The sequence below is a fragment of the Sphingobium sp. TomMM7A genome (assembly GCF_055397305.1).
The window spans coordinates 931610-945956 of record NZ_AP027312.1; the positions used below are offsets into that span (position 1 = coordinate 931610).

12 protein-coding genes and 1 riboswitch are annotated in these 14347 nt (G+C 63.5%); of the genes, 7 read left to right on the forward strand and 5 right to left on the reverse strand.

Going from position 1 to position 14347, the window contains the following annotated elements; translation table 11 throughout:
* The first annotated feature begins 24 nt into the window (after positions 1-24).
* Positions 25-477 (forward strand): peptidylprolyl isomerase, encoded by a 453-nt coding sequence (locus ACZ5ZH_RS16885; protein ID WP_449469813.1) that lies wholly within the window; start codon positions 25-27, stop codon positions 475-477.
* A gap of 45 nt (positions 478-522) precedes the next feature.
* Here the strand turns inward: ACZ5ZH_RS16885 and ACZ5ZH_RS16890 are convergent, their stop codons facing one another.
* The 3 genes from ACZ5ZH_RS16890 to ppc all read right to left on the reverse strand — a co-directional run bounded on the left by ACZ5ZH_RS16890 (position 523) and on the right by ppc (position 4703).
* Entirely contained in the window at positions 523-1179 is a 657-nt protein-coding gene (locus ACZ5ZH_RS16890) for a hypothetical protein (protein WP_460988425.1), read from the reverse strand.
* Positions 1179-1757 (reverse strand): hypothetical protein, encoded by a 579-nt coding sequence (locus ACZ5ZH_RS16895; protein WP_449469811.1) that lies wholly within the window; start codon positions 1755-1757, stop codon positions 1179-1181. The genes ACZ5ZH_RS16890 and ACZ5ZH_RS16895 overlap by 1 nt, the downstream gene beginning before the upstream one ends.
* A 249-nt stretch (positions 1758-2006) precedes the next feature.
* Complete coding sequence (gene ppc, locus ACZ5ZH_RS16900; RefSeq protein WP_464773107.1) at positions 2007-4703, reverse strand: phosphoenolpyruvate carboxylase; 2697 nt, start codon at positions 4701-4703, stop codon at positions 2007-2009.
* Positions 4704-4929: 226 nt separating this feature from the next.
* Between ppc and ACZ5ZH_RS16905 the strand changes: the two genes are divergently transcribed.
* Complete coding sequence (locus tag ACZ5ZH_RS16905) at positions 4930-6384, forward strand: helicase HerA domain-containing protein (RefSeq protein ID WP_464773108.1); 1455 nt, start codon at positions 4930-4932, stop codon at positions 6382-6384.
* Entirely contained in the window at positions 6381-6842 is a 462-nt protein-coding gene (locus ACZ5ZH_RS16910; RefSeq protein ID WP_464773109.1) for a low molecular weight protein-tyrosine-phosphatase, read from the forward strand. Before ACZ5ZH_RS16905 ends, ACZ5ZH_RS16910 begins: the two co-directional genes overlap by 4 nt.
* 127 nt (positions 6843-6969) lie before the next feature.
* Here ACZ5ZH_RS16910 and ACZ5ZH_RS16915 read toward each other — a convergent pair whose 3' ends face one another.
* Complete coding sequence (locus tag ACZ5ZH_RS16915; RefSeq protein WP_464773110.1) at positions 6970-9072, reverse strand: malate synthase G; 2103 nt, start codon at positions 9070-9072, stop codon at positions 6970-6972.
* Between the two features lie 110 nt (positions 9073-9182).
* Here ACZ5ZH_RS16915 and ACZ5ZH_RS16920 point away from each other — a divergent pair, with 110 nt between their 5' ends.
* From ACZ5ZH_RS16920 to ACZ5ZH_RS16935, 4 genes are all read left to right on the forward strand, one after another.
* Complete coding sequence (locus ACZ5ZH_RS16920) at positions 9183-10076, forward strand: LysR family transcriptional regulator (RefSeq protein WP_464773111.1); 894 nt, start codon at positions 9183-9185, stop codon at positions 10074-10076.
* Positions 10077-10260: 184 nt separating this feature from the next.
* On the forward strand, positions 10261-10440 hold the full coding sequence (locus ACZ5ZH_RS16925) for a hypothetical protein (protein WP_464773112.1): 180 nt from the start codon (positions 10261-10263) through the stop codon (positions 10438-10440).
* A gap of 346 nt (positions 10441-10786) precedes the next feature.
* Positions 10787-11033: riboswitch (cobalamin riboswitch) on the forward strand.
* Between the two features lie 219 nt (positions 11034-11252).
* Positions 11253-13232, forward strand: coding sequence for a TonB-dependent receptor (locus ACZ5ZH_RS16930; protein WP_464773276.1), 1980 nt, complete (start codon positions 11253-11255; stop codon positions 13230-13232).
* Between the two features lie 231 nt (positions 13233-13463).
* Entirely contained in the window at positions 13464-13706 is a 243-nt protein-coding gene (locus ACZ5ZH_RS16935) for a hypothetical protein (RefSeq protein WP_449469799.1), read from the forward strand.
* Between the two features lie 38 nt (positions 13707-13744).
* Here ACZ5ZH_RS16935 and ACZ5ZH_RS16940 read toward each other — a convergent pair whose 3' ends face one another.
* On the reverse strand, positions 13745-14197 hold the full coding sequence (locus ACZ5ZH_RS16940; protein ID WP_449469797.1) for a MaoC family dehydratase: 453 nt from the start codon (positions 14195-14197) through the stop codon (positions 13745-13747).
* Positions 14198-14347: the final 150 nt, after the last annotated feature.

Sequence of the window (14347 nt, forward strand, 5' to 3'; positions counted from 1 at the left end):
ACTCCCCCTCAAGAGGAGATTTCCATGGCCGACGAAACGCTCACCCTTACCCTCGACAGCGGCGGCGACGTCGTGATCAAGCTGCGTCCCGATCTGGCGCCCGGTCACGTCGAACGCATCTCTCAGCTCGCGAAGGAAGGCTTTTACGACGGCGTCGTCTTCCACCGCGTCATCCCCGGCTTCATGGCGCAGGGCGGCGATCCGACCGGCACCGGCATGGGCGGATCGAAGCTCCCGGACATCAAGGCTGAATTCAGCCGCGAACCGCATGTCCGTGGCGTCTGCTCCATGGCCCGTTCGTCGAACCCGAACAGCGCGAACAGCCAGTTCTTCATCTGCTTCGACGACGCGACTTTCCTCGACGGCCAGTACACCGTTTGGGGCGAAGTCACCTCCGGCATGGAACATGTCGACGCCCTGCCCAAGGGCGAACCGCCCCGCACGCCGGGCAAGATCCTGAAAGCTGCCGTTTCCTGATATAAGGCGCAAGGGCGAGCGGAGCTATCTCCGCTCGCCCCGATATCATCGCGCCGCTGAAGCGTTGTTCCCGACCTCAGCCTCACCCTCAACCGGCGCAACATAAGCCCCGATCGTCTCGATATGCCACCGCCGGTCAGACTCGCTCGACCCCGGCACGTCATTGACGCGGCGCAGCGTCACCTGACGCAGCATGTACCAGGGCTTCCCATTGGCCGCGAGTCGCCCGTAAACCTGCACCGGCACCGTCACATAAAGCGACCCCGCCGCGCCCTCCATATCGCTGGGCGCGCCGACATGCGCATGGATTTCGCTGAAATTACGGAATCGCCGGGCAAAGGCATCGTCATCCTCCGCACCAACCGCGCCCTTCTGGTTCCAAAGGTCCTGCCCGTCGTCGAAGCGACGTTCCTCCAGCAAGCCATAATAGCCCTGCACCACCTGCGCAGCGCCCTGCGGCCCCTTGGGATCGATCGACCCTTCCTCGATTGGCGCGGCGTCCGGCGGCAATCCACCCGGCGTGCCCGGTTCAGGCGGCCTTAGCGGTTCCAGCGCCGCCTGCGCCTCGGCGCGGAAGCTGTTTTCCACCTGCGTCGCATTGGCGCCATTGGCGAGATTGTCGATCGCGCTTTCCTCCCGCCCGTCACAGGCGGCGAGCGAGAGGCATGCGATAAGCGTTACAGCGCCCCACCCAGCCCGCATCAGCGACGCAACGTCCCGCGCCAGTGATTCCCATCGGAACTGCCATTGCCGGAGTTGGAACCCGAACCTGAGCCTGTTCCTGACCCGGATCGGCCGCCGCCCCAGCTCCCGCGCGGACTACCCGCGCGCGGCTGGCTCTGAACTGGCGGAGGAGCAGCCGTGGCATCATTCCGGTCCCGCCCGCGCCAGCGCCCATCTCTCGCGGGGCGTCCATCGCGATAGAGTCGGCCATCTTCCGGCCGCGCCAAACTGCCGCGCCAATGATCGCCTTGCTGCCCGCGTCGGCCTTCCCAATAACGGCGCTGATCATCATTCCAGCGATGGCGGCGTCCGCCCCGGTCAAACACATAATAGCCGCTGCCGGGATAATAATAATCCCCGTACCAGCCATAGCCGGGACCGTAATAGCCCGAACCATAATAGCCGGGGCCATAATAATCATCGTAATAGCCACCGCCGTAATAGCCTGATCCCACGCTCACGCCGCCATAATAGCCGTCATCATAGGCGCAGCCGCCCAGTGCCACCGCACCGGCAAGGCTAATCGCAGCCAGAAACTTCTGTCCGGACCACGTCATTGCCTTTCTCCTTTTCTCCAATACAGACAGGATAACGTCCGCAGGTTGAATTGGTTGTGAATGAAAGCCAGACTCTGCTCGTCGCGTGTCGGCATTCATGTTCATCCGACCTTCATCTCATTGGATAGATTAGCATTTCGGACATCGGGCACGTATCGACGCGCCCCTCATTATCGGCTCGCGCCTCCCTTCAGGGGGAGGTCAGGGGTTCGGGGCGGCATGGACTGCAGCCGCCCCGAATTCCCCCGATCACCCACTGTTGCGCAGCGCCGTGGCGATCGCGTTGATCGACAGCTCGATCCCTTCCTTAATGCGCGGATCATCCTCCCCGCTGCGATGGCGCTTCATCAACTCCACCTGCAACAGGTTCAGCGGCTCGATATAGGGCAGCCGCAACCGGATCGATTCATCAAGCTTCGGATTCTTTTCCAGCAACCGCGATTGCCCGCTCGCCGCCAGCAGGCCGTCATGCGTCAGCTGCCATCCCTCGCGAATTCGCTCGAATATCGCGCCGCCCGCCGCCTGATCCTCGACGAGCGGCAGATAATGAGCCGCAATCCCCAAATCCGACTTCGCCAGCACCATCTCCAGATTGGCGAGCGCCGATTGCAGGAAGGACCAGCTCTGCGCCATGTCCGCCAACAGCGCCTGGTCCTTGAACGCCGCAAACGCCTGCCCCATCCCATACCAGCCCGGCAGCATCACCCGCGCCTGTGCCCAGCTGAACACCCAGGGTATCGCGCGCAAATCCTCGATCCGCGTGCTCTTCGTCCGGCTGGCGGGCCGCGAGCCGATCTTCAGGCCCGAAATCTCCTGGATCGGCGTCAGCTGGCGGAAGAATTCCTTGAACCCCTCCGTCCCGTAAACAAGGTCGCGATAAGCAGCAAAGGCCGTCTTCGACAGCTCATCCATAGCCCCCGCAAATCGCGCCGCATCCCGATCGGAAATTCCCTCCGGCTCCAGACTGGCGAGCAAAGTCGCGCTCGTCATCGCCTCCAAATTGGTCATCGCCACATCGCGCGTGCCGAACTTCGCCGCGATCACCTCGCCCTGTTCAGTGATCCGGATGCGCCCCTGCACCGTGCCGCGCGGCTGCGCCTGTATCGCCGCGAAGGATGATCCGCCGCCACGCCCCACCGCGCCACCCCGACCGTGGAACAGCTGCATCCCCGTCCAGCCATCCTCGAACACCGGGGCCAGCGCCTTGCTCGCCTGATAAAGCGACCAGGTGGAGGTGATATAGCCGCCATCCTTGTTGCTGTCGGAATAGCCGATCATCACTTCCTGATGACCCCGCTCGCGCACGACGCCCGCAATCTCGGGCAGCCCAAAATAGGCCGCCATGATATCCGGAGCCGCCTCAAGGTCGGCAATCGTCTCGAACAACGGCACCGCCATGATCGCCGCCATTGCCGGGCCGCCGTCCTTCCCCGCGCGCCACAACCCCGCTTCCTTCAGCAGCAGGTTCACTTCCAAAAGGTCCGAAACGCTCTCCGCCTTGGAAATGATGTAGTGGCTGATGCAGGCAGGCCCGTAAGTCCTGTGCGCATCCGCCGCCGCCTGCACGATCGCCAGTTCGGACGCCGTCTCTTCGGAATATTCCGAAAAGCGCGACCCCAGCGGCCGGTTGCTGGCCAACTCCTCGCGCAGCAAGGCAACCCGAGCATCCTCGTCCAACGCGGCATAATCTTCCGCCACGCCCCCAACCTTCAGCAACTCGGCAACGACGCGTTGATGCACATCGCTATTCTGCCGCATGTCGAGCGTCGCGAGGTGAAAACCAAACGTTTCCACCGCCCGGATCAACCGCCCCAGCGCCCCGCCGGTCGCCAAAGCGCCGTCGCCCTCACTCGCCAGCCCCTGCGCCACGGTCACCAGATCGCGCCGCAAATCGCCCGGCAGCGCATAGGCCTCGCCCGTCAGCCGCGAAGGACGCGGCGGCTCCTTCCCCACCAATGCCCGATAGGTCGCCGCCAGCCGCGCATAAATACCCGACAGCGCCCGGCGATAAGGCTCATCCCCCCGGCTCGGCGAGCTGTCCCCGCTCGCTTCCGCCAGATCCAGCACCGCCTGCGGCACCTGCGCGAGTTCCGTCGATAACGACAACTCCGCCCCCAACGCATGCACCGCATCCAGATAATAGGCCAGCGCCGCCTCACACCCGCGCCCCAGCGCCGACCGCAGCTGCGGCGCCTGCACGAAGGGATTGCCGTCCCGGTCCCCGCCGATCCAGTTGCCCACCCGCAGGAAGCTGGGCGGCCGCCCCCCCAGCACCCGCTCCCACCGCGCGTACAACGCAGGCAGAACCGGCAGGAACACATCCCGGAAATAGGTCAGGACATTGTCGATCTCATCCTGCACGAACAGCTTCTGCCGCCGCAGCGGCCGCGTCTGCCACAGCAGGGCAATCTGCCGCGCGATGGCCTCGTCCAGATTCTCGCCGTCATCTGTCTCGCTAAGCCCCGCATCCTTCAGCAGCATCAGGTCGGCGATACGGTTCTTATGATCAATCATGCTCTTGCGCCGCACCTCGGTCGGGTGAGCGGTGAGCACCGGTACGATCAGCGCATGGTCGAGCAGCGCCATCACGGCATCCCGCCCAATCCCATGCGATTCCAGCCGCTCGATGGCCGACTTCACATCGGCGTCGGGATCGGCCTCCACCCCCTGCCGATCCTCGGCCAAATTGGCGAGCATCGAAAACAGCATGAACCCGCGCACGAACGACAATGTGTCGTCCAGGCTCAACGCCTCCAGCCCGGTATCCACTACATCGGCGCCATGAATGCCCCGCGCCCGGTCCACTGAGGCAGAACGAATATATTCCGTCTGCCGATAAAGCCTCTCGCCGCCATAAGCCCGGATCACATCGCCAAGCAGTCGGCCAAGATAACGAATGTCCGGATTTTGCGTGACCGGAGGAACAGGGGATGAAAGAGTCGCCATATGCCAGACGCTGCATCGCAACAATCGATGGGTCAAGCGGAACCGCGCGCCAGCTCTCGCCCCTCCGCCGCACACCCACCCCACCCCGTTCGGGCTGAGCTTGTCGAAGCCCCTTACTCCCTTTGAAGAAAAGAAAAGCCCTTCGACAGGCTCAGGGCGAACGGAGGAGTGAGACATAGCCACACCACCCTTGCGCGAATCCCACCGCATGGGCCAAAGGACATATGTGACCGCCACCATCAGCATAGGAACCGACGGCAACGGCAACCCCGTTCCGATCGACGTAGAGGAATTGCTCGCCACCCGCCTGCTCGTTCAGGGCAATTCGGGTTCCGGCAAGTCGCACCTCCTCCGCCGCCTGCTGGAGGAAAGCGCCGCCCTGGTCCAACAGGTCGTCATCGACCCCGAAGGCGATTTCGTCACGCTCGCCGATGAATATGGCCACGTCGTCATCGACGCTGGCGATTATAACGAACGCGAGATCGTCAAGATGGCCGCGCGCATCCGCGAACATCGCGCCTCGGTCATCCTCAGCCTCGAAAGCCTCGAACTGGAAGCGCAGATGAAATGCGCCGCGACCTTCCTCTCGACCCTGTTCGACGCCCCGCGCGACCATTGGTATCCCGCCCTCGTCGTCGTGGACGAAGCGCAGATGTTCGCCCCCGTCGCCGCCGGAGACGTCTCCGACGAAGTCCGCCGCCTCTCGCTCGCCGCCATGACCAACCTCATGTGCCGTGGCCGAAAGCGCGGCCTCGCTGGCGTCATCGCCACCCAGCGCCTTGCCAAGCTCGCCAAGAATGTCGCGGCCGAAGCGTCCAACTTCCTGATGGGCCGCACCTTCCTCGACATCGACATGGCGCGCGCCGCCGACCTGCTCGGCATGGAGCGGCGTCAGGCCGAACAGATACGCGACCTTGAACGCGGCCGCTTCCTCGCGCTCGGCCCCGCCATCTGCCGCCGCCCCGTTGCGGTGAAAATCGGGACGGTCAAAACGAGCACCCGCGGCGGCACCCACAAGCTGATGCCGCCCCCCACCGCCGCGACCGAAAATATGCAGGAACTGCTCTTCGCCAGCACGGGCGAGGACGACGCGCTTCCCCCTCCTCCGCCCCGCGCCGAACCGCCGCCGCTCCCCGCCGAAGAATTGATGCGCGCCCTCGCCGCCGCGCCCCTCGCCAAGCCCGCCGCGCCCGAGCTCGACTTCGGCCAGAACGAACCCGTCGTCATCGCCGTCTTGGAAGAAATCGTCGCCGACCTCGGCGATGCGCAGCCTAGCGTCGCCAGCCTCTATCAGGATTTTGGCGTCCGCTGCCGCATGAAGGGCATGCGAACGCCCCCGCTCGACCTCGCCGCCTTCCGCAAGCGTTTCGCCATGGCGCAGGCAGGCATGTTCGACGCCGCCGACCCGCGCTGGGACGACGCGATGAAGGCCGCCCAGCCGCTGCCCGAAGACATGCTCGCCCCCTTCCTCCTCATCGCCCGCGCCGCGATGCAGGGCCTCCCCTGCCCCGACGACACCGCTCTCGCCCGCGCCTATGGCACCAGTTCGCCCGGCCGCGTCCGCCGCCTGATCGATTATATGGAAAAGATCGGCGTCATCGTCGCCCGCACCGATTTCGGCGGCCGCCGCTCGATCGGCGTACCCCAACTCGGCCTCTCGACGGCAGCAGCCGAAGGATGAGCGTCTCCGTCCTCTTCGTCTGCCTCGGCAATATCTGCCGCTCGCCGCTGGCCGAAGCCGCCCTACGCGCCGAAGCGGAACTCGCGGGCCTACCCATCAAGGTGGATTCAGCAGGCACGGGCGACTGGCATGTAGGCTCCCCACCCGACAGCCGCGCGCAGGCCGTGGCGCTGCGCAACGGCATCGACATATCCACCTATCGCGGCCGTCAGGTCTCGGTCCAAGACTTCCACAGCTTCGACCACATCTTCGCCCTCGATGCGGAAAACCTCAAAAACCTCCGCAGCATCCGCCCGTCAAATGGCACCGCCGACCTCCGCCTCCTCATGGACCTGATCCCCGGTCGCGAAGGCACCAGCGTCACCGACCCCTATTTCGGCGAAGATGAATGCTTCGATGAAACGTGGTCGGACGTAACCCAAGCCGCAAAAGCACTGATCGAGCGGCTTACACGCTAAGAAGCTAAGTGCTCCTGCGCAGGAGCACAACGCAGACTCACGCAGAGACCAGAGATCGCAGAACACCCATCCAAAACCCTCTGCGAACTCTGCGCCTCTGCGCGAAAACCAAAGCCCGAACGGCCGTTCAAGCAGGCATCTTCACCCGCGCCCGATAGGCGTGCAGCAGCGGCTCGGTATAACCGTTAGGCTGCGCCACGCCCTCAAACACCAGCGCCCGCGCCGCCTGAAACGCCAGACTGCTCTCCTCCCGCCCGCTCATCGGCTGGTACAGCGGATCGCCCGCATTCTGCGCATCGACCTTGGCCGCCATCCGCCGCAGCGCCGCGTCAACCTCGTCAGCCGAACACACCCCATGCAACAGCCAATTGGCGATATGCTGTGAAGAAATCCGCAACGTCGCCCGGTCCTCCATCAGCCCCACATCATGAATATCCGGAACCTTCGAACAGCCCACGCCCTGATCCACCCAGCGCACGACATAGCCCAATATCCCCTGCGCATTATTGTCCAGCTCGTCGCGAACATCCTGCGCCGACCAGTTCACCCCCGCCGCCAATGGGATCGTCAGCAGCGCGTCCAGCCCCGCCACCGCTTCAGCCTTCCGCTCCTCCTGCCGGGCAAAAACATCGACCGCATGATAGTGCGTCGCGTGCAAAGTCGCGGCAGTCGGCGAAGGCACCCAAGCCGTATTCGCCCCCGTCATCGGGTGCCCGACCTTCTGCTCGAGCATGTCCGCCATCCGATCGGGAGCCGCCCACATGCCCTTGCCGATCTGCGCCCTGCCCGACAGCCCGCAGGCAAGCCCGATCTGCACATTGCGATCTTCATAAGCCTTGATCCACGCCGCGCTCTTCATCTCGCCCTTGCGGATCATCGGCCCCGCGCGCATCGACGTATGGATTTCGTCCCCCGTGCGATCCAGAAAGCCGGTGTTGATGAACACGATCCGGTCCCGCACCGCATGGATACAGGCGGCGAGGTTTGCCGAAGTCCGCCGCTCCTCGTCCATCACGCCAACCTTCAGCTGATGCCGCTCCAGCCCCAGCAAATCCTCGATCGCGTCGAACAGTTCGTTGGTAAAGGCGACCTCTTCCGGCCCGTGCATCTTGGGCTTCACGATATAGATGCTGCCCGCCCGGCTGTTGACGAAACGCCCGTTCCTCCGAATGTCGTGCAGGGCGATCAGGCTGGTAACGATCCCATCCAATATCCCTTCCGGAGCCTCCGCCCCGCTGGCTAACCGCACCGCAGGCGTCGTCATCAGATGCCCGACATTGCGCACGAACAGCAAAGACCGTCCCGGCAGCGTGAACGCACTTCCATCCGGCGCCACATAGCTGCGGTCCCCATTCAACCGCCGCGTCATCATCGCGCCATTCTTCTCGAAGCTGTCCTCCAGATCGCCCTTCATCAGGCCGAGCCAGTTGGCATAGGCCGCGACCTTGTCCGCAGCATCCACCGCCGCAACGGAATCCTCCAGATCGCAAATGGTGGACAGCGCCGATTCCAGCACAACGTCCGCCAGATGCGCCGGGTCATCCCGCCCGATCGGATGGCTTGCGTCGATCACCAGCTCAATATGCAGCCCATTGTTACGAAGCAGGATGTTATCCCCTGCCCGCCCGGCCAGTTGCGCGGGGTCGCGCAAGACCGGCGTGCCACCCGCCCAATCCGCCCAGCTTCCCTCCGCCAGAGGAACCGCCCGATCCAGGAACGCCTTGGCCCACCCAATCACCTGTGCGCCGCGCGCCGGATCATAGCCCTTGCCCACCGCCGCGCCGGGGATCGCATCGGTCCCATACAGCGCATCATAAAGGCTGCCCCAACGCGCATTGGCCGCGTTCAACAGGAACCGCGCATTGAGGATAGGCACCACCAACTGCGGCCCCGCCAAGGTCGCCAGCTCTGCATCCACCCGACCCGACCCGATGGAAAAAGGCGCGGGTTCCGGCACCAGATAGCCGATCTGGGTCAGGAAAGCCCGATAAGCCTCCGCATCAAAGGGCTGCCCCGCTTGCTCGCCATGCCAGCTGTCGATCTGCGCCTGAATAGCATCGCGCTTTTCCAGCAGAGCCGCATTAAGCGGCGCAAACCGCGCGAAAATCGCAGCCGCGCCCTTCCAAAACGCCTCCGCCGCGATCCCCGTCCCCGGCAGGACTTCCCCATCGATAAAGCGCGCCAGCTCGGCGGCAACCATCAGGCCCGATTTCTCGATCATGCCGTCCATGGGCAACTCTCCATCCAAAATACTGTGACGAAAGCCTATAGACCCCTCTCCATCCTCGCACTAGACAACAAGAACTCAAAACATCTGTTCCTCATAGGAAAAGATCATCGATGGATCCCGATTATCTTCTCTTCGCCCGCGCGGTGGATGCAGGCAGCCTTTCGGCGGCAGGCCGCATATTGAACATCTCGCCCGCCATGATGTCGAAACGCATCTCCCGGCTGGAAGCGCGCCTCGGCGTCCGCCTCATCCATCGCACCACGCGCCGCCTTGCCCTGACGGAGGAAGGCGTCGGCCTGCACCGCGACCTTGTCGCCATCCTCGACGCCATCCAGCAGGCGGAGCAACGCGTCACCAGTCGGCATCGGAGCGCGTCCGGGCCGCTGCGCATTTCGGCTCCCACCTCCTTCGGCCGCCTGCATGTGGCGCCCCATGTTGGCCGCTTTCTGGACCTCCATCCGCGCGTCGATCTCGAACTCAACCTGTCCGACGCCTATGAAGACCTGCTCGCCGAGCGCATCGACGTGGCGATCCGTATCACCAGCGACATTCCTCTCCATCTGGAGGGACATCATCTCGCCACCAACCGCCGCATCCTCTGCGCCAGCCCCGCCTATCTTGCCGCGCATGGCATTCCGGACAAGATCGCCGACCTCCCCCGCCACCGCCTGCTCGCGGCCGATGGACAATTGCCATGGCGGCTGATGAATGGCCGCGCGCGCAAGCTGATCGATGGCCAAAGCCATGTCCGCACCAACAGCAGCGAAATCGTGCGCGAACTCGCCCTTACCGGGGTCGGGATCGCCTTGCGCTCGCTCTGGGACGTGGGCGACCTGATCGCGGAAGGCAGCCTCGTCCGCGTCCTCGATAGCTGGGAAGGCCCCGCTGACCTCGCCGTTCACGCCGTCCACCCCCGCGCCGCAGGCCGTCCCGCCGCCGTTGATGCCTTCATCGGCTTCCTGCGCGAAATCTTCCGCGATGCATCGTGGAACCGGGGCGGCTGATAGCATGAAGCCCCTTAGCGCCATCCGCTCAACTGCTTGAAAAGCGCAGAAATCCCTTCCTGAAATCATTTGCAAGCAGGCTGTCAAAAAACAGAAGCTTTCCGGAGTTAACCTGCGTAATGGCAGCGGGAAACAGGCCGATGTTATCGTTCGAGCCATAAGAAATTGAGAGAGGATAAGGGCCATGCGCCCCAATAACGCATCACATTTTTCCGCCTGCGCCGCCCAGGAAGCGCGGCAGGCCAGGGAAGCCCGCCTTCGCGGCGCAGACCAGGCCACCATCGCCCTCCACAATGAACGCGCCGTCCGCTACCAAGCCATGGCCCTACGCCTCCAGCGCGAGCGCGGCGCGACGCTGAACTAATCCATCAACGCCAAGCGGCTACGCCAGCGTCCCACCACGTACCGTCATGCCAGCGAAAGCTGGCATCTCAGGCGACCACGCGCCTCCTAGCAAGGGGATCCCAGCTTCCGCTGGGATGACAAACGGAAAAATGAGGGACACGCCCATTCCCTCTCCCCTTCAGGGGAGAGGGTGCCGAGCGTAGCGAAGGCGGGAGAGGGGAACGCAAAGCACGACCGCCGCTCCCCTCTCCCCAACCCTCTCCCCTGAAGGGGAGAGGGAGCAAGTTACCTCACCCCACCCCCCTACCCACCCCCCTTGCCCAACCCCCACACCTCCGCTATCGCCCCGTCACCCAGGCAACCCCTGGGAAAATGATCGCGCCGGTGCCTCGAAAGAGGCTTAAAAGGGAACATGGTAAAGGAGGCATCCGCCTCCCCAAGCCAAGGCTGTCCCTGCAACTGTAAGCGGCGAGCGCGATGCACATCGCCCCACCTCCTAGGCGGGATGGGGCAAGTCACTGAGCCGGACGCTAAATCCTGCGAGGCCCGGGAAGGCCGTGCATCAAGCGATGACCCGCGAGCCAGGAGACCTGCCAGCGTCTGGTCGCTCTTGCCTTGGTCCAGGGGATGGCCGCGGCACGGTAGTTTCCGTCTGAGCGACGAACGAGCGGCGAGAGGCCGCTTCGGTGACGCTGGCGGTCGCCTTGGGGGCGTCCGGCCGTCGGCGCGCGCCGGTCGCCGTCTGGCGGCAGGTCTCTCGCCGAGTGTCGCCAGACGCCCGGAGTGCATCAAGTGAAACTACCCAATCAACTCCACCGCGCTGCCTGCGCGCTGACCGCCACGCTCCTCCCATTCCCCGCCTTCGCTGCCGATGCGAATGACGCGGGCGAGGATGCGAACACCATCGTCGTCTTCGGCCGGGGAGAGGACAAGATCGGCACCGCTCATGCGGCAAGCGAGGGCAGCGTCGGCGGCGCGGACCTTCTCGTCCGCCCGCTGCTGCGCGTCGCCGAACTGCTCGAAGCGGTGCCCGGCATGGTCGCGGCCCAACATTCGGGCAGCGGCAAGGCCAATCAGTATTTCCTGCGCGGCTTCAATCTCGACCATGGGTCGGACTTCACCACCTATATCGACGGCGTTCAGATGAACTTCCGCAGCCACGGCCATGGCCAAGGCTATCTCGACTTGAACGGCCTCATCCCCGAAATCATCGCGAGAGAGGATTTTCGCAAAGGCCCCTATCGCGCCGATGGCGGCGACTTCGCACTCGCGGGCGCGGCCTATATGACCACGATCGATGGCTATGACCGTCCATGGGGCGCGGCGGAGGGCGGCTCCTTCGGCTGGCGCAGACTGGCGGTGGGCGGCACGGTAAAGGCAGGCGCAGGCAATCTCACCCTCGTCGCCCAGGCCAAGGCTTATGACGGCCCGTGGCAGGAGGCCGAACATCTGCGCCACTATGCAGGTTTCGCCAAATATACGCTTCCCGCCGGGGCCGGTAAGATCGACGCCACGCTCCACGCCTATCGCGCGACATGGCGCCCGACCGAGCAGATACCCGAACGGATCATCGGCACGCCGCTCTGCCCCGATGTCTTCTGTTCGCCCGATCCGTCCGCGCGCGGCGAAACGACGCGCATCATCGGCAATATCGCTACCCTCCAGCCGACATGGCGCGCCAATCTCTACGCGCAATTCTATGACTGGACGATGTTCTCCAACCCCACCTACACCGATCCCGACGGCACCAGCGCGCAAATCGAGCAGTTCGATCGACGCTGGGTACTGGGCTTCACCGGCGAAAAGCGCTGGGACATCGCCTCCGCTCTGCAACTGAAGCTCGGCACGGAAAATCGCTATGACGCGATCGGCAATGTCGGCGTCAATCGCACGTCGAACCGCACCTCCCTATCCTCGCTCGGCCGCTATCGCGTAAAGCAGGGTTCAGCCGCGCTCTATGGCGAAGCCACCGTCACGCCGCTGCCGGGCTTGCGAGTCACTGGCGGCCTGCGCGGCGACTATTATCATTACGACGTCCGCGCCCGCGACGCCGTCGCCGCTGCGCTGGGCGAAGGCAGCGGATCGGACACGCTCGTCTCTCCCAAGGCATCTGCGGCCTGGGCAATCACGCCGCATGTCGAACTTTATGCCAATTGGGGCCGGGGCTTTCATTCCAACGATGCGCGCGGCGCGGTCAATGTCGACACGCCTGTCCCGATGCTCGTGCGCGGCACGGGCAAGGAATTGGGCGGCCGCCTGCAACTACCCGGCTTCACCTTCACCGCAACCTATTGGTGGCTGAACGTCGGGAGCGAGTTGCGCTTCATCGGCGACTCCAACGCGGTCGAACCCAGCGGAGCCAGCCGCCGCCACGGCTATGAGCTTGTCGCCTTCTGGCGCCCGCTCCCCTGGCTCGCCTTCGACGGCAATTACACCGCCAGCCACAGCCGCTATACCAATGGCGACCATATCCCTAACGCCTTCAAAAACGCCGCGTCCGCTGGCGCAGCCATCGTGCTTGACCCATGGGAAGCCAGCATCCGCGTCCGTCACCTTGGCCCCTCGCCGCTGATCGAGGACAATAGCGTGCGCGATTCCGGTAGCACGGTCGTCAACGCGCGCGCCGCCTGGAAGGGGAAGCGGGTGCAAGTCTATGCCGAACTGCTCAACATCCTTGGCAGCGGGGACAAGGACATCGCTTATTATTACGAGTCCTACCTTCCCGCCGCAGATGCGGAGCCTGTCGAAGGGAGGCTAAGCCGCGTGGTCGAACCGCGAACGGTGAGAGGCGGCATCAAGTTCAGCTTCTAATGCTGGGGAAGGCCGCATCTACAAAGACCCTGCGGCCTTCCCAATCAATGGCTTACATAATGAACGGCGATGTTCATAAAGTAAAAGTGGATAGGGCAACGGTCAAACTACAATAGAATACATGTTAAATACCCGTGGAAATTTTGAGACGTAGTTGACCTCTTTTCGCCGCTATGCAATTTTCCCCCTCGGCAATCTGGACAAAGAATCAGTAGCCTGGAGAGGATGCCAATGAAGCACGCACCATTAAGGGGCGCCGTTTTTCACGCGATATTGCGTGACTGCCTGGAAGCACAGCGCGCCCCCAAGGAAACAGAAATACAACTGATTGCCTGCAAAATATGGCAGGACAGTTTCGCGGCGATCACGCACAAGAACTGGCACGACCTCGTACCGGGCGGCGAGGAGTATGAATACACCATCAACGCCGCGCGCATGGCCTTCGGCCTGCACGCGACCAACACCGCCGCCTAAATGGATAGCCCAATCCGCTTACGCCGACGATTGCCGGATCAAAGCTGGAACTGGGTTATCCATTCGCAGATGAGCGCGGGCTTGCTCTCGCCTTCTATCTCTACCGTTGCTTCGGTGGTCAGCTGAATCTGCCCCGGCCGCTTTTCGACGATCTCCAGCGGCTTGAACCTTCCGCGCACACGTTTGCCGGATCGTACGGGCGCCAGAAAACGCAGCTTGTTGCTGCCATAATTGATCTCCGTGGCGCCGTCGGGAACGATGTCGCCTCGCGCATCGGCGCATAGATGCGGCAGGAGTGAAAGCGTCAGGAAACCATGAGCAATCGTCCCGCCGAAGGGTGACTGCTTCGCGCGCTCCGGATCGACATGGATATATTGATGATCCTTGGTCGCTTCGGCGAACTGGTCGATCATCTCCTGACTGACCAGGAACCAGTCCGACACGTCTTCCTCGTCCGCCCGCGCCTGAAGATAATCGAGAAACTGGCTCATTCCATTCACCCCCCATGCTGCTCCAAGAGCAAAACTATGCACAAGCATGCGCGAATGCGATAGGAAAATACTCTAGTGGTGATGAGGATCAGTTGGACCTTGTCAGCGGCGTCGAGTTACTTACCCTTCCCAAAAGAATAAGCTGGAGAG

Bases quoted from the DNA above. Each gene is read 5' to 3' on its own strand.
- ACZ5ZH_RS16885 (WP_449469813.1), top strand. From the start codon at position 25: ATGGCCGACGAAACGCTCACCCTTACCCTCGACAGCGGCGGCGACGTC.
- ACZ5ZH_RS16890 (WP_460988425.1), bottom strand. From the start codon at position 1,179: ATGCGGGCTGGGTGGGGCGCTGTAACGCTTATCGCATGCCTCTCGCTC.
- ACZ5ZH_RS16895 (WP_449469811.1), bottom strand. From the start codon at position 1,757: ATGACGTGGTCCGGACAGAAGTTTCTGGCTGCGATTAGCCTTGCCGGT.
- ppc (WP_464773107.1), bottom strand. From the start codon at position 4,703: ATGGCGACTCTTTCATCCCCTGTTCCTCCGGTCACGCAAAATCCGGAC.
- ACZ5ZH_RS16910 (WP_464773109.1), top strand. From the start codon at position 6,381: ATGAGCGTCTCCGTCCTCTTCGTCTGCCTCGGCAATATCTGCCGCTCG.
- ACZ5ZH_RS16915 (WP_464773110.1), bottom strand. From the start codon at position 9,072: ATGGACGGCATGATCGAGAAATCGGGCCTGATGGTTGCCGCCGAGCTG.
- ACZ5ZH_RS16920 (WP_464773111.1), top strand. From the start codon at position 9,183: ATGGATCCCGATTATCTTCTCTTCGCCCGCGCGGTGGATGCAGGCAGC.
- ACZ5ZH_RS16925 (WP_464773112.1), top strand. From the start codon at position 10,261: ATGCGCCCCAATAACGCATCACATTTTTCCGCCTGCGCCGCCCAGGAA.
- ACZ5ZH_RS16935 (WP_449469799.1), top strand. From the start codon at position 13,464: ATGAAGCACGCACCATTAAGGGGCGCCGTTTTTCACGCGATATTGCGT.
- ACZ5ZH_RS16940 (WP_449469797.1), bottom strand. From the start codon at position 14,197: ATGAGCCAGTTTCTCGATTATCTTCAGGCGCGGGCGGACGAGGAAGAC.